Here is a 14,066-nt window from a genome sequence, read left to right as displayed (position 1 = left end):
TTGTGGATAACCTATCAAAAATCCATTTTATATTTTTTCTCCAATCCAAAAAGGGCAGGGGGCCAAAATTTCCAAAGAGCCTTCCTGGGTTGGGAAAACCACCTCCCCAACGACTTGCAATGTGGATAACTTCCCGCCGAAGCCAAAGGAAAATAGGGATTCTTCCGACGCATAGACCCTGATTTCTCCTTTCGGAAACCATTTCCTGAAGCGTCCTCCTGCAATGGGAAAATACCGAATGCCATTTTTCCACAATACGATATCCAAACCTAGCTCCTTACTGGGAAAAACTTCAAACTCCCAAGGCGCCAAGCCGATAATGTTGACAGCATAATGCTTGGTTGCAACGAGATATTGAAGGCCCTCTTGGAAATATTTACCCTGCTGCACCCCAAGGAACTTCACGGGATATTGCTCTTCCAATAAATGAAAATTTGCCCTTTGGAAGTCCAAGTCAGCCAAGATGACATCGATTTTGATCCCCCAAGAAATCACTGTCCAAACCTCAGTTTGACTTACCAACACGGTGGGCACCCATTCCAACAGGGGTGCTACTGTCTCAAATGACAGGTCTTCGGTCTCCAATATCAACAAAGCCGGCTCTTGATTTTCCTTGACAAAATGATGGGAGGACATGGGGAAATTGGAAGGTTATTGGGTTACAAAGTTATTGGGTTATTGAGTTAAAAGGTTTGGAAGGTTAAAAAGTTACTTCGTTACAGAGCAATTTGATTGGTTCATTGGGTGCTGTAAGGCGGTTTGGCAGGCACGATCGTCGATAGAATCTTCATGGGGCATGTAAAGAGACGAAACCGCCGGCAGCTTTTCCACACCCGCCTTTTTACTTTGTACTTCGTACTTGGTTCAAAACCTCACTTAAACCTCACCACCTTGCCGTGTGCCTTCGACGTCATAGCTTGTGGAATAGCATTGCAAATCTCGTGGTAAAGCAGTTCGACGAGCTTCCGCTTCAAAAAGCTTCTGGTCAAGACGATACTGATCTCGCGCATGGGTACCTCCCCCTCAAATGGCCTAAGTCGCTTCTTTTCCTCTTCATCCATGGACAATGTGGATAACTCTGGAAGCAAGGTTATTCCTTTGTACTGGTTGACCATGTTTCTGAGGCCTTCGAGCGAGCCACTTTCATAGTGAAAGTTCATGCGCTGAAATTTGGATTGGTTGCAAAGGTTCAGAACTTGATCGCGAAAACAATGACCCTGCTGCAGCATCCACATATCGTCGGATTCCAAATCCTTAGGACTGATCTTGGACTTGCTGGAAAGCGGATGGTGTTCGGAGAGGTACACCAAAAACTTCTCGTAGAACATCGGCTTTTCCACAATGCCCGGTTCCTCCAAAGGTGTCGCCACAATCCCCAAGTCCAACTCGTCGTTTTTCAGCTTTCGCACAATTTCCTCGGTGACCGTCTCTTCGACTTGAAGCTTCACGTGTGGATACTTTTCCAAAAATGACTTGATAAACCTGTGTAAAAGATAGGGTGCTAAAGTCGGTATGATACCCAATTTGATAACCCCACTGACGTCCCCCTTCAGCTGCGCTACCAACTCCATGATGCCCTTGCTTTCAGAAACGACGCGTTTGGCCTGCTCGATGATTTGAGTGCCAATCTCGGTAGGAATCACCGGCATCTTGGACCTGTCAAACAATATCACATCCAATTCCCGCTCCAATTTGTTCACTTGGGCACTCAGCGTAGGCTGCGTCACAAAGCATGATTCAGCCGCATGGCCGAAATGCCGATACTTATCCACGGCGATGATATATTCCAACTGTTGAATCGTCATGATTCCTCGGTTTCAATGATGGCAAAGATATCAATGTTTTTGTTTTTATTTAGAATCAATTTAAATAAAAATAGTGCCGCCGAAGGTCCTCTAACAGTCGGAGGTTATTAAGAGGGCATGACTACCAGATGCATTACCGCATTTTCCGCAAAGAACACCTTTGCCAGACTATCACGAAAATACTTTCATCCGGCCTTGATGATTACCCGCTTGTACCGCTGCAGGGCAGGCGCACCTTTGTCCTCAACCGTCAGCACGATGTGGATAACTCGGTCTCCAATATCTTGTGGAATCTGCAAGGTGATGGCCGAAGCGGCAGGATCGATGATTTCCACATTGCCAGGATAGTTGTCGGCGGGCTGATACCTCCACCAGTGAAATGAAATTGCGTCCCCATCGGGGTCACTTGAACCCGAAGCATCCAAATGGACTTTTTCGCCAGGCTTCACTTGGAGATACAGGATACTGGCAGAAGCATCCCCGTTGACCGAGGCTATTGGTTCATGGTTCACCTCGGCCGGTGAGCGTACAGACCACTGCAGGCGATTCAAAAAACTATTCCTTGCTGCAGGGGCCCACCTCACCAATTCATACTTATCCACATCACAGGTGCTGAAATAAGTGCCCGGAAATTCCGTTCCCATGGGCTTGAACAAACTTCCCCAACTACCCTGCGTAGGGTCTGCCGGGTCATTGAGTCCCAAAGCCGCACTGAGCAAAAACAAAAATGCCGGGGTATCCCCTTCACCGCCATTATCGTACAACTCGGACATTGGTCCATGTCCGCGTACCTCCTCTGCCTTCATCGGTTTTTGCCAGGTAGAATCCCTTGAAAACACATAATGCCAAAAATGTCCGTTGTCATATAACACCATCCCCAAGTCTACAGGGTCCTGTTGATAAGTCGGAATGGCGGTGCCAAAATCGGCACAAGTGAATTCCTTCATTTTTTCGAAATCAGCAAAATACTCAAATGAAATGTCCTGAAAGAGGATGCCAAACAAATGGATCTTCGGAAGCAACTGTCGAAACTTTTCCTCCCCATGTTTTTGCCGATACCTGTGCAACGCCTGTACAAATGTGATGGTGCCTCCCCATGCCTGTACGTAAATCGGCCGGTCATCGTCTTTTTCGAAAACACCCACCAACCAATCACTCCCCTCGGAGTCCTTGGAATCACCCTGTGGATTAAGGCCTTCCCCAATCCAATCATGGAAATACACCGAATCCCATTCACTCGTGACATACCTGTCAGCGATATTGTTGGAGAAATACAGCGTGTTTGTCAACCAAATGATGGGTATGTTCCCACGTCCACGCTTGGTCACGGCGAGCAATTGTTCGGCATCAGGGAGATCAGGATCGTGTTTTCTCAATTGCGGCAACTCCTCCTTGTAGGCAGACAAAATTCCCATCGCCTTGTCCCAAGGCCCTGATTCGTTGTACTTGTAATCAGGCAGCTGATTGGTCACAATCAGCCCCTCAAGATCAAAAAGAGAGGAATAATACAAGTACCGAATGAGCGAATTTCCGTCGTCATGCGTCATATCGGTAAGGATGACGGTCCTCATTTTCTGGGGTTTGGACTCGGACTTTTCCTGGCTCGAAAATCCACAAGACCCAAAGACGACCAACGAACAAAAAAGAATGAATTCCCGCGTTTTCATGCTAGCAATAAATTGATTCAACCACCGAGTTAACGATCGAAAAACAACGCCGATCAAGGATGTGGATAACTTTGACTTTCGCCAATTCCCCATCCAAACGGAATGGCTTTATGAGACTACATCCCAGCGTACACAATCAAACTCAAACCAAGTATAAACAGCGCAAACATCCCCGCGATTAGGCCATTGGTTCCCTTGGGCGCAGCACGAAACTCCCGCCATATGAATACGCCCCAAAACGCCGCCACCATCGTTGCGCCTTGTCCAAGTCCATAGGAAATTGCGGGCCCCGCCTTTTCGGCTGCGATGATGCTGAAGGACATACCGATGCACCAGATGATTCCACCCAAAATACCTACCATGTGTACGGGAAGCTTTCCCGCAAAATAATCAGCCATGACTAAGGGTTTTCCCTCAATCGGCCTTTTCATCAAGACAGTATTGAAGAGAAAATTGCTCAATAGAATCCCGATTGAAAATATGAATACCGCCCCATAAGGCGTGAATTTGCCCACCTCAGGTGTGGAAAACTCCAAAGACATTGACTGGGCGACAAACCAATAGAAAAAAGACATCAAGAACCCACCCACCAAGGCCAACATCAAACCAACCCTTGGGTTTTTCTGGTTTGTGCTCGCCAGTCTTCGATAGGCCAGCGCATCCAGTACAATAGCCGCTACGACCAAAGCGACTCCCGAAAAAAGGAGAACCGGATTCCCCTGTTGGTTGGAAAGGTAATTGACAATGACACCAAGGACCAAAGCCAAACCAATCCCCACCGGAAACGCCACCGACATCCCCGCATAGGCAATTGCTGCGACAATCAGGATATTTGCCAAATTGAAAAGCGCGCCACCAAACAGGGCCAAGCCATAGCTTTTGATCTCCGCCTGTCCCAAATCGACGAGGAAACCACGACCGGCCTGCCCGGTACTACCCAAAGTCAGCCCAAATACCAAAGCCAACAACACAATTCCCAGCACATAATCCCAGTAAAACAACTCAAAACGCCAGTCCTTCCCGGCGAGCTTTTGGGTATTGGCCCAAGAACCCCAGCAAAGCATGGTGATGATGCAAAAGACGACGGCAAGAGAATAGGATTCGATGATGTACATGGCTTTGGGAATCAGAATGTGGCTGAATCAATACGTTCGCTTTGGAGGCTGTACTCCGGAATAGGTGATGTACTCCTGAACATGGATGGAGTAGCCTTTTGGAATGTGGATAAGTACCAATTTGACCTCATGTGCGGTTTCCGTCAAATCGTAATTCCAGAACACTTCATGTTTGCGATTTTGAAATCCAGTGGGCATTTTTACCCTTTCTACTACCTGGTTATCCACATATACGTCGAGCACCAGTTCCGCATCAGGTAGTCCCGCATCTTTGCCCGCATATCCAGTGATAACCAAACCTTTTCCTTCGGCTGCAAACTTGACTTCGGGATTATCCAGATCAAGATTCTTGAAAATATTTCCTCTTTTGGTTGGGTAAAGACCCTCGAAGGCCACTTCAAGCGGAAGGGTTTCCGGAACTTGATAAAGGATAGTGACCTCATCGCCCTCCACTTTTCCACCATTTCTTTCAACCATTTGCAGCGCATGGTCCATGCCGATTTCGTATACCTTGTTCAGCGACATGCTGGTATACTTGAAGTCCATATCCTCCACTTTGTCCAAGCCCTGCTTCCAATAATCCGGGATTTGTGAATAACCGATCATCGTTCCCAAAATCCCCGCGGCATTGGCGGGGTTGCAATCGGAATCCAATCCGCAGCGGGTGCTGATGTCGATGGTCTTCCCATAGTCGCCATTTCCATACAGCAGGCCAATGACGATATAGGCAGCATTAATCTTCGCATCAATATTGAAAGCCTTGAAAACACCATCCGGGCAGCCTTTGTCATTGGACCATTTCTTTTGGACTTCAAACCAAGTTTGCTTCCAGTCATCCGGATACTGTCGATGCCAGCGGATGACATCCGCAATACACTGGTGGAATTCACTTTCCTTTGGCACCGCCTTCAACGCTTCCTCCACGACATATTCCATATCGTTGTGGACAAACGCCAAAGCATACATGCCTGCGACATACACCCCCCCATACACCCCATCGCCATAATTCATGATATGGCCAATCCTATCGCCTACCAACGCTGCCGCGTTTATCATACCCGGAGACATCAGACCGGCGAAATCGGCCTCAATTTGAAAATCGATATCGTCCGCATGGGGATTGTTTTTCCAAAAACCCGAGGCCGGCGGCATCATTCCCTGAAGAATATTGTAGCGGGCTGCTTGGTTGGCATGCCAAAGTTGGTATTCAGCCTTGGCAAAGGCAAGCGCATGCAAGGAATCAGGCGCATCGATGCCGTGCTTTTCGAAGATATCCACAAAAGTCAAATCCATGTATACGTCATCATAGAGACCTGGCGCATTTTCATACCACCACAGCATTTGCTCTCCATCCCAAGGTATCGGAACCTCATCCCCAATCATGGTGCCGTTGAACCTAAACTCGGTGGGTCCACCGTAGGTGCAACCAATCACCTGTCCTGCCCAGCCTCCTTTGATTTTGTCCAAAAGGATATTCTTGTCCATCTTGATCTCCTGCCCCGCGGTATAGGTAGGGGTGGTTGCCTCTTCCGCTGTTGGGGATTTACAGGCGAAAAAAACAGTGAAGCAGGCAATGATTAGACTGAGTCGAGATGTGGATAACATGGCTTTTGGGTTTTTGGTAGGATTAAAGTTCGGACAAATAGGGAATGGAGGATTGTGCACCCAAACGCTGCACAGAAAGGGTTGCGGCTTTGAGGGCAAAGGATACTGCCATGTTGATACTTTCGCCCCGTCCTAAGGAAACCGCCAAGGCACCATTTAAGGTATCGCCTGCTGCAGTGGTATCCACGGCTTTGACCCTTTTCGTAGGAATGATCTCTTCTGTGTTCCCGTCAGCCAAAAATGCCCCGTTTTCACCCAAGGTAATGATCACCTTTTGGATGCCGGATGCATTGATTCGTGCGGCTGCAAGCGCTGCTGAGGAAATATCCGAAACGGAAATCCCGGTGAGAAATTCCGCCTCCGTTTCATTGGGAGTGATGATATCCACATTTTCCAAAAGTTCGGCGGGCAGGGCCCGGGCAGGCGCCGGATTAAGGATAACCTTCTTTCCTTGCGCTTTTGCCATCCTTGCGGCCTCCGTCACCACTTCCAAGGGAATCTCTAGCTGCAGCAAGACCACATCCGCCCAAGCAAACTTGTCGGCTGCCTTTTTCAAGTTATCCACATCCATGCCGGCGTTTGCCCCTGGGGCAACAATGATCGTATTTTCTCCAGATTCGCTTACCGTTATCAAAGCCACGCCGGATGGCAAATCAGGATTCCTTTCAATCAAGGAAGTATCAATCCCCTCCCTTTCGTAGCTTTCCAAATTCACCTGACCAAAAGGGTCATTGCCCACTTGCGCCAAAAACACAACGTCACCGCCCAGTCTGGCAGCTGCTACCGCCTGATTGGCGCCTTTTCCTCCCGAAATCATGGAGAAGTTCCCGCCAATAAGCGTCTCACCTGGTCTAGGAAAATGGTCAGCCTGAATCACCAAGTCCATATTGGAACTACCGATGACCAGTATTTTGGGTTTTGCCTGCATAACCTTACACATGCTGAATCCCGCCATTTATCAAGTTGGCACAGTGAATCAGCAATTATGGAATGGAATATTGTTTACAACAATTAAATTGGAGTAGAATTATAAACAAATACTCCTAGACTGCCAAATAATCTATTTCAAAAGGCTATTTGTTGATTTTCAAGACGATAAACCCCAAAACCGATATGAACAACGAAAAGAAATCCCTCTCCAGAAGGTCCTTTTTGGGCAAGGGAATTTTAGGCGCTTCGGCACTGTCCCTCCTCCCGCATTTGACTTATCCACATTCCATTCAAACGCCCAACCCAGCGGATATGCACGCAGTGCGTTTGGGCTTCATCGGGGTCGGCAGACAAGCCATGGGCATCCTCAATGGCATGATGCGGATTCCGGGTGTTGAAATCAAAGCCGCAGCTGATGTCTACAAAATCAAACTGGATCGTTTCAAACTGCGTGTGGATAAAATCTCCAAAGACCTCGGCAAACCCGTTCCCCAAGTCGATGTCTACGCCAATTACAGAGACCTGCTTGCCAGAAAGGATATCGACGCCGTGGTCATTGCCAGTCCTGACCATTGGCATGCACTGATGGCCATCGACGCCTGCAATGCCGGCAAAGATGTCTACCTCGAAAAACCGCTCACCTTGACCATCAAGGAAGGACAGGAACTCGCCAAAGCAGTGAGAAAAAACGGGGCAATTCTGGCAGTAGGCAGTCAGCAGCGGTCCGACCTCAATTTCCAACATGCCGCCAGGATGGTACTCAAGGGCCAAATCGGCAAAGTCGAAAAAGTCCTTGTACACGTCGGGCAACCCGAACATCCAAAGCCTTATGACCTTCCGGAACAGCCACTGCCCGAAGGTTTGGACTGGCAAACTTGGCTTGGACCATTACCCAAAATCCACTACAACGAAGCCCTCAACCCCGCCATCACCCTCAATCCCGAACAAAATGAAAAGATCTGGGGCGCATGGCGTTCTTACAAGGAAACCGGCGGAGGTTACATGACGGACTGGGGCGCACATATGTTTGACATCGCCCAATGGGGCCTCGGCATGGACCGCAATGGGCCTGTACGCGTAATTCCCGGAAAAGAAGGTCAGCCCTTGACCTACCAGTATGCCAACGGTGTCGAAATGGTCGTCGGACCTTTTGACGAAGGCAGACAAGGAGTGAAGTTTATCGGTGACAAAGGTTGGATAAAGGTCTCCCGTGGCAATTTCGATTCCTCGAATCCCGAGTTGAAGCCCACTTTGGAAAGGCCAAACCTCGGTTATCCACCGCACTATTGGGACTTTATCGATTCGGTGGTCAAGCGAAAAGACCCCATCGTGCCCGTTGAAGTGGGACTCAGCACACTTATCGTCTGCACCATTGGCAATATCGCCCATGAATTGGGTCGTCCACTCAATTGGGACCCCGTGAAACAAACCTTTGTCAAGGACAAAAAGGCAAACGCCAAATTGCATTACAATTACGAAAACGGTTATACCCTTTAAGTTATCCACATCATGGACAGCAGAAGAGATTTTCTCAAAATATCGGGTGCGTTGGCGATAGGAAGCCTTTTGGCACCCACTAACCTTTGGGCCTTCGCCAAAAAACCCATCGGCCTGCAACTGTATTCCCTCCGAAAGGATATGGGGGAAAACCCCAAGGAAACCCTGCAAAAAGTGGCCAACATGGGCTACAAACACCTCGAAACAGCCAGCTACCGGGACGGAAAAGTCTATGGCATGGATCCCTTGGAATTCAAATCGTATGTGGAAAACCTTGGGATGAAACTGCAAAGTGCCCACGTAGGAGGTCCACAATACGACGCCAACAAGCAGGCGGAAATCATGGAATTTTGGAAAAAGGCCGTCGACGACCACAAGGCCATGGGGGCCAAATACATTATCAAACCCTCGATGCCCATCCCCAAGACCCTTCAGGAACTACAGGTATGGTGCGACTACTACAACGCCGTCGGAAAGGTAGCCAAAGACGGTGGCTTGCTATTTGGCTTCCACAACCATGCCCGGGAATTTGAACCGATCGAAGGAAGAATCATGATGGACTACATGATCGAAAATACGGATCCCAAATTGGTCTGCTTTGAGTTGGATGTCTATTGGTCCCAAAAAGGCGGACATCCTGCCGTGGATTATCTCAAAAAGCATGCAGGAAGGTTCCCAGTCCTCCACATCAAGGACGAAGAGGAAATCGGTGCCAGCGGTACGATTGACTTCAAACCCATTTTTGAAGCAGCCTACAAACAAGGCATGAAGGACTTCTATGTGGAGGTGGAACGCTACAATTTCGAACCGGTGGAAAGCGTTCACAAAAGCTTTGATTACCTCAATAATGCCTCCTATGTCAAATAAATGACAAAAAAGATGAAAACTCCAAAGTTATCCACATGGGTCTTCTGCTGCCTGATGTTTGGCTTCGCTTGCGAGAAGAAGCAGGCAACCGTCGTTGAGGAAGAAAAGGCTTTCAGCCCCAATCCCCAGGAAATGACCGAACAGCCCGTGGGCAAATTGGCCATCGGCGACCCGGCCCCCTACTTCAAACTCCCCGACACCGAGGGCAATTGGGTAAGCATCGACGACTTCAAGGATGCTTCGGTTTTGGTTATCAACTTCACCTGCAACCATTGTCCAACAGCACAGGCCTATGAGGATAGGTTTATCAGTGTCGTGAATGACTACAAATCAAAAGGAGTCGCTTTCGTCGCCATTTCCCCGAACAGTCCGATCGGGATTTTGCCCGAAGAGTTGGGGTATACCGACCTCAACGACGACTATGCCAGCATGCAAGTTCGCTTTGAGGATAAGAAGTACAATTTCCCTTACCTCTACGACGGCGACTCGCACCAGTATTCCTTAGCCTACGGACCGGTCGCGACGCCACATGTTTTTGTATTTGACAAGGAAAGGAAACTCAGCTACTCGGGGCGGATTGATGGTTCGGAAAAACCCGGAACTGCCAATGCCGAAGACCTACGGATGGCCATTGACAAAACGCTGGCAGGAGAATCCATCGATGTGGATAAGTCAATCACCCCTGCCTTTGGCTGCTCGACAAAATGGGCCTGGAAAAACGAGTACACCAAAAAGACCAACGAGGAATGGAAGCAAAAACCCGTCGAGGTCCAGAAGTTATCCACAGCCGGATTGGCTGATTTGCTCAAGAACGACTCCGACCAACTCCTCCTCGTCAACTTTTGGGCTACCTGGTGCGGGCCCTGCGTCATCGAGTACCCGGAATTCATCGAAATCCAACGCATGTATGGGGGCAGGGATTTCAGGTTCGTGTCGGTCAGCTTGGATGCCCCGGACCAAGAGGACAAGGTGTTGAAATTCCTCAAAAGCAAATACTCGGCAGTACCGAATTACCTGATGGATACGGATGACAAATATGCCATCATCGAAGTGGTCAAAAACGATTGGGACGGCAGCCTTCCTTTGACCCTGTTGATCGAACCGGGAGGAAAGATCGCCTACAAAGTCCCCGGTGAAGTCAAGGTCCTCGACCTCCGCAAGGCCATCGTCGACCACCCGATGATTGGGAGGTATTATTGAATGAAAAATGATAAGTTTAGAATGATGAATGAGGAGGCGGGGTGAGGAGTTTGAAATGTGCGATTCTTTGTCATTCCGATTCTAATAAGTTGCCATTTACGGAAAATCAATGATAACAAACCCAAACGGGGGATCAACATTTTCCATTTTCGGATCATTTCTGTAATTGGAATGTACTAGTTATCCACCCTTTTCTTCTCCAATCCTTATTCCCCCGCTCCGCCAGGTTGACAAAAATGAGGAACATAGTTTTCATGGGGATAACCGTGTGCGAAGTAGTCGTTAATCGTTTCCCCACAGGAACGAGTCTGGATAAGGTGACCATTATTCCAAAACTGACTATAAATCTTTATTTGTTCGCGCGGAGGAGTGAAAGTCCGCCGGGCCGGCCAGGGCCTCGCGGGCTGATAGGATCGGACTTTCTTGACTTTTTGGTTACTTTTTTGTCAAGAAAAAAGTAACAATGGAAAGTAACATTAAGGACTCAAATAAAGAATTGACAGGCCTATTAGCATTCCATTCAAAATAGAAAATGAAATTACCTTTCCGATTTTAAAATTTGGCATTAACAAAAAGGAAGTATCAATAGAAGCCAAACCCCCAACGGGGCTTGAACATTGAATAGCCCCGGGTTTCAACCCGGGGTAGCGTGTGATGCAATTTCGGATCAACCCCAAAGGGGTTGAACTGTTGATGTTGGGATTCTTGTCATTGGTAGGTACCAAGAACCTACCCAGCCATATACCGCTTCAGCAATCCCCTTGACTGTGCCTGGATCTTCTTCCGCATCAGCGGCGTCCAGCCCAACAGCCATCCTTTCCAACCCAAAGCCATCCGGGACCATTTCCACAAATCAAAACTATCCCGGTGCCAGACAATCTTCCCTTCCTGCACCCGAAACTCCGCATGAATCTTGTTGATAACTTTTCTTCGACTCGGTCCGAAAAAGTAGACCGCCTCCCATTTGGCCAAAATCCTATCACCCTCCTTGTGGATATCTCCAAAAGTCACGGTCAGATCTCCCTTGGAGCGCTCCAGCAGCATCCGCCACATGGCCTTGGCTTCCGCACCCTTTAGCTTTCCAAATGCCGGATCCTCAAATTCCACGGCATCGCTATAGCACGCAGCCATTTCTTCTGACTTTCCAGCCGAGAAGGCCCCGTAAAACCGCTCAATCAAGTTCTCTTCCATAGGCATTCAGGTATGTGGATAAGTGGGAGAATAGTCAATAGACGATAGTCCATAGAAGTTCATTATTCGACATTGGAAATTCGACATTCATCATTATTCCCAATTGGGAATTCATAATTTTTCATTCTTCATTATCGACTCCTCATTCCCCCACTTTTTCCAAAAACATCTCCCGCATCTCACTCAGTGGCAATTCCTCCAAAGCCTCCCGTTCGGAACCCTTCCCTTCATCCCTCCACTTCACCATGAACACGAATCTATCGACCATGGTCCATAGAAGTTCATTATTCGACATTCGAAATTCGACATTCATCATTATTCCCCATTGAGAATTCATCATTTATCATGTCCCCACTTTTTCCAAAAACATCTCCCGCATCTCACTCAGCGGCAATTCCTCCAAGACCTCCCGTTCGGAACCTTTCCCTTCATCCTGCCACTTCACCAAGCGCACGAATCCATCCGCAATCTCAATCCCCGTGATACTGCCATCCGAGTAGCAGCAGCAACCCACGTTGAAATAGGTAGGCTTGTACTTGGGTAAATCCTGCACCCCCAAGGTACACTGACTCGGGTGTCGCTCGATCCGCTCTTCCAAATCCTTGACTTTATCCACATCCTGTCGGGACTTTGCCTCCTCCAACTGCGCCCGCAGATGTTGCAAGTGGCTGTAGGAGTGAAATATCGGCTGATGGGTATGCCCTGTGACAAGGACCACATTGTCCTGCTGCTGACTCCACTCGTACATCAGGCGGTTGTGCAGGGTCTTTTCCGACTTGCTGACCGCAGGCGTGTTGATATTGATATCCAAAAAAGACTGCAGCGGACCCCATATATAGGCCACAAACCAAATCGAAAACTTGTTCCCATCGCTGCGTTTGTCGCCCTGATGGCCATGGGTACAGAAGACATCGATGTATTTCCCCTTCCCAAAAGGCACCCGCACAACGATGGCTCCATAGATATTCACAGGCTTCTCGTAGACCTGCCACCGGTACATCTTTGAAAAGGGGTCGATCTCCCAAAATAGGTCATGGTTGCCATAGACCTTGAAAAAGGCATTGCGTTTTACAAACCGCTTCTCGGCTTCAAAAGTCTCCTTGTTGTGCTGCAGGATAGAGAAGATGTTGAACTTCCACAATTCCTCGCTGTCGCCGAGGTTTATGTAGTAGGAGCCTTTTTTATCGTAATGGTCCAGGGCGGCGAGGTAGTTTTTTTCCGAAAACCTGAACTCGTCCCGACGCTTGCGGTTGCCCTTGTGCAGGTCCGAGAAGATGATGAAGGAATTGTCCTGTAAGTTCATCTCATACAAAGCACCATCCTTGGGCTGCGGGTTCTCGGTGATGTCCTTGTACATTTCCGACAGCCTGTGGAAAACCGCCTCGCGATTGGGCGAAGATGAAATCTTCTTGGCAAAGCGCTGTACTGGCTTTTTCAACAAAAAAACTATGGGGGCTTTCAGCCAAGCCAAGACCTTTTCCAGCATCGTTCAATCTTTATCGGAAGATGCAAAAAATATTCGGGCCAAACTACCGTGGCCCGTCGAATACCACAAAATCAAAATATCCGGGCTATCCGAACGTCGCATCTTCGGATTCCCGGTTCATCCGGGTCCAACGAATGAAATCCCATCTGTGAAAATCTGCGTAATCTGTGGTAAAATAAATAAACCACAGATAGCACAGATGAACACAGATAAAAGGTTATCCGAAGGAAATACCTCCTGATTGCTGAGTCATTCGTTTCCAACGAGATGAATCAAACCTCTTACATCATTTAATTCCATCTGTGAAAATCTGCGTCATCTGTGGTTAAAAATAATGAACCACAGATAGCACAGATGAACACAGATAAACGAGTATCCAAAGCTAATACCTACAGATTGCTGAATCCTTCGATTCCAACGAAATGAATTAATCCTCTTACATCATATAATTCCATCTGTGAAAATCCGTGTCATTCGTGGCAAGAAATACCAGCCACTAATTTCACAGATGAACACAGATAAATGAGTATTCAAAGCTTATTCCTACAGATTGCTGAATCCTTCGCTTCCAACGAGATGAATTAATCCTCTTACATCATATAATTCCATCTGTGAAAATCCGTGTCATTCGTGGCAAGAAATACCAGCCACTAATTTCACAGATGAACACAGATAAATGAGTATTCAAAGCTTATTCCTACAG

At 47.9% G+C, this 14,066-nt stretch carries 12 protein-coding genes; 3 read left to right on the top strand and 9 right to left on the bottom strand.

From position 1 onward, the window contains the following. Positions 1 to 27: 27 nt before the first annotated feature. The 6 genes from L0U89_RS18835 to rbsK form a co-directional block, all read right to left on the bottom strand. Entirely contained in the window at positions 28 to 636 is a 609-nt protein-coding gene (locus tag L0U89_RS18835) for a thiamine pyrophosphokinase (protein ID WP_234862941.1), read from the bottom strand. A gap of 236 nt (positions 637 to 872) precedes the next feature. Beyond that, a complete protein-coding gene (locus L0U89_RS18830; RefSeq protein WP_234862940.1) occupies positions 873 to 1,805 on the bottom strand; it encodes a hydrogen peroxide-inducible genes activator in 933 nt (310 codons plus the stop codon). Positions 1,806 to 1,990: 185 nt separating this feature from the next. Beyond that, positions 1,991 to 3,376: a nucleoside hydrolase-like domain-containing protein gene (locus tag L0U89_RS18825; RefSeq protein WP_234862939.1), complete on the bottom strand. Its 1,386-nt coding sequence runs from the start codon at positions 3,374 to 3,376 to the stop codon at positions 1,991 to 1,993. 212 nt (positions 3,377 to 3,588) lie between these two features. Continuing rightward, positions 3,589 to 4,587 carry a GRP family sugar transporter gene (locus L0U89_RS18820; RefSeq protein WP_234862938.1) on the bottom strand — a complete coding sequence of 333 codons (999 nt, stop codon included), beginning with the start codon at positions 4,585 to 4,587 and terminating at the stop codon, positions 3,589 to 3,591. A gap of 27 nt (positions 4,588 to 4,614) precedes the next feature. After that, positions 4,615 to 6,192, bottom strand: a complete 1,578-nt coding sequence (locus tag L0U89_RS18815; RefSeq protein WP_234862937.1) for an ADP-ribosylglycohydrolase family protein — start codon at positions 6,190 to 6,192, stop codon at positions 4,615 to 4,617. A gap of 22 nt (positions 6,193 to 6,214) precedes the next feature. Further along, the gene (gene rbsK / locus L0U89_RS18810; RefSeq protein WP_234862936.1) at positions 6,215 to 7,147 is read right to left on the bottom strand and encodes a ribokinase; all 933 of its coding nucleotides are present in this window, start codon (positions 7,145 to 7,147) and stop codon (positions 6,215 to 6,217) included. Between the two features lie 158 nt (positions 7,148 to 7,305). Here rbsK and L0U89_RS18805 point away from each other — a divergent pair, with 158 nt between their 5' ends. The 3 genes from L0U89_RS18805 to L0U89_RS18795 are packed head-to-tail and all read left to right on the top strand — an operon-like array spanning position 7,306 to position 10,686. After that, positions 7,306 to 8,619 carry a Gfo/Idh/MocA family protein gene (locus tag L0U89_RS18805; protein WP_234862935.1) on the top strand — a complete coding sequence of 438 codons (1,314 nt, stop codon included), beginning with the start codon at positions 7,306 to 7,308 and terminating at the stop codon, positions 8,617 to 8,619. Between the two features lie 12 nt (positions 8,620 to 8,631). Further along, positions 8,632 to 9,486 (top strand): TIM barrel protein, encoded by an 855-nt coding sequence (locus L0U89_RS18800; RefSeq protein WP_234862934.1) that lies wholly within the window; start codon positions 8,632 to 8,634, stop codon positions 9,484 to 9,486. Positions 9,487 to 9,498: 12 nt separating this feature from the next. Beyond that, positions 9,499 to 10,686 (top strand): redoxin domain-containing protein, encoded by a 1,188-nt coding sequence (locus L0U89_RS18795; protein ID WP_234862933.1) that lies wholly within the window; start codon positions 9,499 to 9,501, stop codon positions 10,684 to 10,686. 729 nt (positions 10,687 to 11,415) lie between these two features. Here the strand turns inward: L0U89_RS18795 and L0U89_RS18790 are convergent. The 3 genes from L0U89_RS18790 to L0U89_RS18785 all read right to left on the bottom strand — a co-directional run bounded on the left by L0U89_RS18790 (position 11,416) and on the right by L0U89_RS18785 (position 13,363). Further along, complete coding sequence (locus L0U89_RS18790) at positions 11,416 to 11,877, bottom strand: nuclear transport factor 2 family protein (RefSeq protein WP_234862932.1); 462 nt, start codon at positions 11,875 to 11,877, stop codon at positions 11,416 to 11,418. A gap of 142 nt (positions 11,878 to 12,019) precedes the next feature. After that, on the bottom strand, positions 12,020 to 12,145 hold the full coding sequence (locus L0U89_RS20490) for a hypothetical protein (protein WP_255777950.1): 126 nt from the start codon (positions 12,143 to 12,145) through the stop codon (positions 12,020 to 12,022). A 75-nt stretch (positions 12,146 to 12,220) separates the two neighbouring features. Further along, a complete protein-coding gene (locus L0U89_RS18785) occupies positions 12,221 to 13,363 on the bottom strand; it encodes a metallophosphoesterase (RefSeq protein ID WP_234862931.1) in 1,143 nt (380 codons plus the stop codon). Positions 13,364 to 14,066 lie beyond the last annotated feature (703 nt).

Source organism: Mariniradius sediminis, from assembly GCF_021491425.1.
Taxonomy (GTDB): Bacteria; Bacteroidota; Bacteroidia; order Cytophagales; family Cyclobacteriaceae; genus Mariniradius; species Mariniradius saccharolyticus.
This window is presented reverse-complemented; position numbering and strand designations above follow the sequence as displayed.

Bases quoted from the DNA above. Each gene is read 5' to 3' on its own strand.
- L0U89_RS18835 (WP_234862941.1), bottom strand. From the start codon at position 636: ATGTCCTCCCATCATTTTGTCAAGGAAAATCAAGAGCCGGCTTTGTTG.
- L0U89_RS18830 (WP_234862940.1), bottom strand. From the start codon at position 1,805: ATGACGATTCAACAGTTGGAATATATCATCGCCGTGGATAAGTATCGG.
- L0U89_RS18825 (WP_234862939.1), bottom strand. From the start codon at position 3,376: ATGAGGACCGTCATCCTTACCGATATGACGCATGACGACGGAAATTCG.
- L0U89_RS18820 (WP_234862938.1), bottom strand. From the start codon at position 4,587: ATGTACATCATCGAATCCTATTCTCTTGCCGTCGTCTTTTGCATCATC.
- L0U89_RS18815 (WP_234862937.1), bottom strand. From the start codon at position 6,192: ATGTTATCCACATCTCGACTCAGTCTAATCATTGCCTGCTTCACTGTT.
- rbsK (WP_234862936.1), bottom strand. From the start codon at position 7,147: ATGGCGGGATTCAGCATGTGTAAGGTTATGCAGGCAAAACCCAAAATA.
- L0U89_RS18805 (WP_234862935.1), top strand. From the start codon at position 7,306: ATGAACAACGAAAAGAAATCCCTCTCCAGAAGGTCCTTTTTGGGCAAG.
- L0U89_RS18800 (WP_234862934.1), top strand. From the start codon at position 8,632: ATGGACAGCAGAAGAGATTTTCTCAAAATATCGGGTGCGTTGGCGATA.
- L0U89_RS18795 (WP_234862933.1), top strand. From the start codon at position 9,499: ATGAAAACTCCAAAGTTATCCACATGGGTCTTCTGCTGCCTGATGTTT.
- L0U89_RS18790 (WP_234862932.1), bottom strand. From the start codon at position 11,877: ATGGAAGAGAACTTGATTGAGCGGTTTTACGGGGCCTTCTCGGCTGGA.
- L0U89_RS20490 (WP_255777950.1), bottom strand. From the start codon at position 12,145: ATGGTCGATAGATTCGTGTTCATGGTGAAGTGGAGGGATGAAGGGAAG.
- L0U89_RS18785 (WP_234862931.1), bottom strand. From the start codon at position 13,363: ATGCTGGAAAAGGTCTTGGCTTGGCTGAAAGCCCCCATAGTTTTTTTG.